A 5,439-nucleotide genomic window follows, 5' to 3' on the forward strand; every position below is an offset into this window, starting at 1 on the left:
GTCGACATGCGGCCGTTGCCTTCGTTTTCCACCAGCAGCAGGGTGCCGGTTTCGGCCACGGCGAAGTTGACACCGGAGACGCCGATGTCCGCTTCGAAGAATTTCTGCCGCAAGACCTTGCGACCGATCTGAATAAGTTGGTCAACGTCCTTGGTGTATTCCACGCCAAGTTTGTCGTGGAACAAGGACGCGACCTGACCGGCATTCTTGTGGATCGCCGGCATAATAATGTGTGAAGGCTTCTCGTGGTCGAGCTGGACGATGAACTCGCCCATGTCCGACTCAAGGCATTCAACGCCTTGTTCAGCGAGGACATGGTTCATCTCCATCTCTTCGCTGACCATCGATTTGCCCTTGATCACTTGCCGCGCCTCGTGAGCACGGATGATCGACAAGACGATGCCATTGGCCTCGTCCACCGTTTCCGCCCAGTGCACTGTCACACCGTTGCGGGTCAGGTTCTGTTCCAGTTGCTCGAGCAGGTCGGGCAACTTGGATAACGCGCGGGCACGAATAGCATTGCCCAGGGCGCGTAAGTGTTCTCGCTCGAAGGCATCGCTGAAGGACGCTGCCCGTTTTGCCATCAGTGAATCCATTGCACTGCGAAAGTTGTTTCGCAGTTGCTTGTCACCCAACGCCTCGTGAGCCCGGGTGCGAAAATCTTCCTCAACCGCCACCGTTGGAATCAGCGTGGAAGTGCTCATTTTGCACCTCCGGTACGCTGCCAGAGGAAGCTCGCCAGATGCTGGCCGCGTAACGCTTCGTTCTGCTTTTCCAGCGAGCCGTTGATGTTCATCAAGCAGCCGCAGTCGGCACTCAGCACCGTGTGTGCGCCGGACTCCTTCAGGGCTTTGGTCTTGTCAGCGACCATCGCTCCGGAAATGTCTGGCATTCGGACGCTGAATGTCCCACCAAAGCCACAGCATTCACTTTCGTGATCGTGGTCGACCCGCTTCACGTTGCTCAGCTGCGACAACAACTCGCGACCATGCAAGTGGGTGTTCATCTCCCGCCGTGCCGAGCACGAGGTGTGCAGTGCCACTTTGACCGGTTCGCCGCTGTCCTTGAGCTGCACCTTGCAGACAAACAGCAGAAACTCGGCCAGCTCATAGGTCCGTGCCGCCAGGGCCTGAACCTGTTTCAAGGTGTCCGGCTCGTCCTTGAACAAGTCGGCGTAATGTTCGCGCAGCATGCCTGCGCAGGAGCCCGAAGGCACCACCACTGGATAATCCCCGGCAAACAGCGCCAGTTGTGAGCGCGCTACGGTCCGGGCCTGTTCGGTGTAACCCGAGGTGTAGGCCGGTTGTCCGCAGCAGCTTTGCCCTTGCGGGTACTCCACGCGAATACCTTCGCGTTCCAGCAGGTGAATCGCGTCCATCCCGGCTTCGGGATAAAACAGGTCGACCACACACGTGCCGAACAGGTAGACCTGCGGCGGTTTCTTGCTGGGGTACTGGCGCGGTTCAGGCAGTGGCGGGGCGACACGGGTCGCGTTCGGCACAGCGTTGTAAAAAAGCTCGCTCATCAGGCGTGTCTCCGGGTGGGCCCGGTTATCCGTCCGCTGAGGCTGCTGACTATAAAGCGGGAAGCTTTCAGCAGCCTTGCAGACCGGGTGGTGAGTCGCTGACGCCAGGGGCAAAGCCCGGCGTCGGTTTTTTCTGTGTTGCTTGTAGTCTTAGTGCACCAGCATGCCGGTAAACCAGTAGGCCTGGGCCAGTGTGATCAGGCCGACGATAGTGGCAAAGAATAGGCTGTGCTTGAGGGTGAAGCGGAACAGGTCGGATTCCTTGCCCACCAGGCCAGTCGCGGCGCAGGCCACGGCGATCGATTGTGGCGAGATCATCTTGCCGGTCACGCCACCACTGGTGTTCGCTGCCACCAACAGCACGTCGTTGACGCCGATCTGGTGTGCGGTGGTCGCTTGCAGCGAGCTGAACAGCGCGTTGGACGAGGTGTCCGAGCCGGTCAGAAACACGCCCAGCCAACCGAGGAATGGCGAGAAGAACGGGAAGGCCGCGCCGGTGGCTGCCAGTACCAGCGCCATGGTCGATGACATGCCCGAATAGTTGGTGACGAAGGCGAAGGCCAGCACCATGCCGATCGACAGAATAGGCCAGCGCAGTTCAAAGAAGGTCTCTTTCAATGTGGTCAGACCAATTTTGAAGTTGATCTTCAGGATCAGCATCGAGATCAGTGCGGAGAAGAAAATCGCCGTGCCGGTCGCCGAAATCGGATCAAGTTTGAACACCGCAGGAATGGCAGTCGGGGCGGCTACGATCGGGGCGGTCTTGATCACCAGTTGGTCCAGGTGCGGGATAGCGAAGTTGAACACCCAGCTGTACATCGAACCGCCGGCGGCGAACATTGCCTTGAAGGGCTTGAGGGTCCAAATGGTCACCAGCGCGGTGAGGATCAGGAACGGCGACCAGGCCTTGAAGATCTCGCCGAAGCTGTACGGCGAAGGCTGGGTCGTACGCGGTTGACCGAAGCCTCCGGCGCTTCTTACCGTTGCGGCACCGACGCTGGCGGTCGCTTCGGCGAACGAGCGCTTGGGCTGCCAGACCTTGAGGAACAGGGTCAGGGAAACCAGGCTGACCAGTGCCGAGGTAATGTCCGGCAGCTCCGGGCCGATGAAGTTCGAGGTGAAGAACTGGGTCACGGCAAAGCTCAAGCCCGCCACCAACGCTGCCGGCCAGGTCTCCTTGACGCCACGTAGGCCGTCCATCATGAACACCAGCCAGAACGGCACGAACACTGACAGCAGTGGCAGTTGGCGACCCGCCATGGCGCCGATCTTGAACGCATCGATGCCGGTTACTTGCCCGGCGACGATGATCGGAATCCCCAGTGCGCCGAAGGCTACCGGCGCAGTGTTGGCAATCAGGCACAGGCCGGCGGCGTACAGCGGGTTGAAACCCAGTCCTACCAGCAGCGCGGCGGTAATCGCTACCGGTGCGCCGAATCCGGCGGCACCTTCCAGGAATGCGCCGAAGCAGAAACCGATCAGCAGCACTTGCAGGCGTTGGTCGTCGGTAATCGACAGCACCGAGCTGCGGATCACTTCGAACTGGCCGCTCTTGACCGTCAGTTTGTAGAGGAACACCGCGGCCACGATGATCCAGGCAATTGGCCACAGTCCGTAGGCAAATCCATAGCCAGCAGCAGCGAAAGCCATGTCGACAGGCATCTGGAAGGCAAAGATCGCCACCAGAATCGACAGCGCCAGGGTGATGCTCCCGGCGACGTGTCCTTTGAGGCGAAACACGGCCAAAGCGAGGAAGAAAAATACGATGGGGATAACGGCCGCGAGTGCGGACAAGCCGAGGCTGCCGAGCGGGCTGTAGAGCTGTTGCCAGGTTTGCATATGGGGTGGCCCCTAATTGTTGTTGGTCAGGCACTGGTCAGCGTTCTTGGATAATTGGTAATACCAATTTACAATCGCTGTTGGCTAGGGTAAAAGCCTTGGGTGTGGTGTGTCAATTTGCCGCCCTGAAACTTTCGTCGAATGAGCGGTGCAGAGATCATCTGATCTGTTCGATCAAACGCTGCCTGGTAGGTGCTGGCGCGACGCCAATAGGCCAGAATAGAGACCCCGGCGAGCCGTCGGGATCGTGGAGAATGAGTTATGGGGTTTGATCAGATTCGTCAGCGCCGTTTGTCTGACGATATTGTCGAGCGGCTCGAGGGGATGATCCTTGAGGGCACGCTGAAGTCCGGTGAGCGATTGCCGGCGGAGCGCGCCCTGGCGGAGCAGTTCGGTGTGTCGCGTCCTTCATTGCGTGAGGCGATCCAGAAACTGGCGGCCAAGGGGCTGCTGGTCAGCCGCCAGGGCGGCGGCAACTACGTGGTTGAATCGCTCGGCTCAACCTTCAGCGATCCGTTGCTGCACTTGCTGGAAAGCAACCCCGAAGCCCAGCGTGATCTGCTGGAATTTCGCCATACGCTGGAAGCGTCATGCGCCTATTACGCCGCATTGCGCGCGACGGATGTTGACCGTGAGCGACTGACTGCGGCATTCGAAGAGTTGCAGGATTGCTACGCGCGCCATGATCAGGTGAGTCGTGCGGAAGAGGGCGCGGCGGATGCGAATTTTCACCTGGCCATTGCCGAAGCCAGTCACAACGCGGTGCTGTTGCATACTATTCGCGGGCTGTTCGATCTGCTCAAGCGCAACGTAGTGACCAACATCGGTGGCATGTACAAGCAGCGCGCCGAAACCCGCGACATGCTGATCAGCCAGCACCGGGAGTTGTATCAGGCGATTATCGAAGGGCATGCAGAGCAGGCGCGAGAAGTTTCCAGTCGACACATTTTGTATGTGCAGGAAGTGCTCGAAGAGGTGCGTCAGGAAATGCAGCGCATGGCTCGGGCGGAGCGGCGCAAGGGGATGTAGGTTGGGGTTTGTCAGTTAAATCTTTATCGCTTGTGCGATTGTCTTCGCGAGCAAGCTCGCTCCCACAGGTTCCAGGTCTGCCACATAAATGTCGGCATCTATAGATCGTGTGGGAGCGAGCTTGCTCGCGAAGGCGGTTTCAAGCAGCGGGAAAATTAATCTTCCTTGCCCTTGTTCCGCACCGCTCGTTGCAACTCGCGACCGGCATCGCGTTCGCGCTCGGTATCACGCTTGTCGTATTCCTTCTTGCCCTTGCCCAGAGCGATCTCGCACTTGATCAAGTGCTTGCTCCAGTACAACGACAGGCAGACGCAGGCGTAACCCTTCTGTTGCACGGCGGCAAACAGCTTCTCCAGCTCGCGCTGGTTGAGCAGCAGCTTGCGCGTGCGCGTCGGGTCGGCGATGACGTGGGTGCTGGCGGTGGTCAGCGGAGTGATATGACTGCCGAGCAGCCACGCTTCGCCATCCTTGAGCAGCACATAACTGTCGACCAGTTGTGCCTTGCCTGCACGCAGACTCTTTACTTCCCAGCCGGCCAGGACCATGCCAGCCTCGAACCGGTGTTCGATGAAGTAATCGTGTCGCGCCTTTTTATTCTGCGCGATGGTCCCTTCGGGGTGTTTCTTCTGTTTAGCCATAGGGGCGGCATTATAGGGAGTTGCGCGCGAGTCGGCTACGGTGAACCTGCGTGCTTGAGCGCATTGAGTGAATCCCGGACAATGCGCCCTCTTTTTTGATCGGTTGGGCGTGTTCAGGATGTCGTCAGACAAGGTTTCAGTCCACGGTAGTTGGGCTAGCCGTTGGGTTTTCATACTCGCTGCGACCGGTTCAGCCGTGGGGTTGGGTAGTATCTGGAAGTTCCCCTACATGGTCGGCGTCTATGGCGGCGGCGCGTTTGTGTTGGTGTTTCTGGCGTGTATTGCGCTGATCGGCGTGCCGGTGATGCTGGCCGAAACCCTGATCGGTCGTCGTGCCCGGCAAAGTCCGGCAAATGCCTTGAAGGTGCTGGCGCTTGAAGCCGGGCATTCGGCGAAATGGTCCTGGGG

5 protein-coding genes and 1 pseudogene are annotated in these 5,439 nt (G+C 59.1%); 2 read left to right on the forward strand and 4 right to left on the reverse strand.

Features of this window, described 5'->3' with window-relative positions; all coding sequences use genetic code 11:
- The 3 genes from AC1DH9_RS21265 to AC1DH9_RS21275 form a co-directional block, all read right to left on the reverse strand.
- Positions 1–704: LUD domain-containing protein (locus AC1DH9_RS21265; RefSeq protein WP_477808732.1), on the reverse strand; the 704-nt coding region annotated here is incomplete at its 3' end.
- Entirely contained in the window at positions 701–1,525 is an 825-nt protein-coding gene (locus tag AC1DH9_RS21270; protein ID WP_427547223.1) for a (Fe-S)-binding protein, read from the reverse strand. The genes AC1DH9_RS21265 and AC1DH9_RS21270, both read right to left, overlap by 4 nt.
- A 150-nt stretch (positions 1,526–1,675) precedes the next feature.
- The gene (locus AC1DH9_RS21275) at positions 1,676–3,364 is read right to left on the reverse strand and encodes a lactate permease LctP family transporter (RefSeq protein ID WP_054594079.1); all 1,689 of its coding nucleotides are present in this window, start codon (positions 3,362–3,364) and stop codon (positions 1,676–1,678) included.
- A 261-nt stretch (positions 3,365–3,625) separates the two neighbouring features.
- Here AC1DH9_RS21275 and AC1DH9_RS21280 point away from each other — a divergent pair, with 261 nt between their 5' ends.
- Entirely contained in the window at positions 3,626–4,393 is a 768-nt protein-coding gene (locus AC1DH9_RS21280; RefSeq protein WP_427547226.1) for an FCD domain-containing protein, read from the forward strand.
- Positions 4,394–4,548: 155 nt separating this feature from the next.
- Here the strand turns inward: AC1DH9_RS21280 and smpB are convergent, their stop codons facing one another.
- Positions 4,549–5,031 (reverse strand): SsrA-binding protein SmpB, encoded by a 483-nt coding sequence (smpB, locus tag AC1DH9_RS21285; protein WP_019691770.1) that lies wholly within the window; start codon positions 5,029–5,031, stop codon positions 4,549–4,551.
- Positions 5,032–5,149: 118 nt separating this feature from the next.
- Between smpB and AC1DH9_RS21290 the strand changes: the two are divergent.
- Positions 5,150–5,439: pseudogene (locus tag AC1DH9_RS21290) on the forward strand (sodium-dependent transporter); the annotation flags it as partial.

This window comes from Pseudomonas sp. 05T35, from assembly GCF_056396605.1.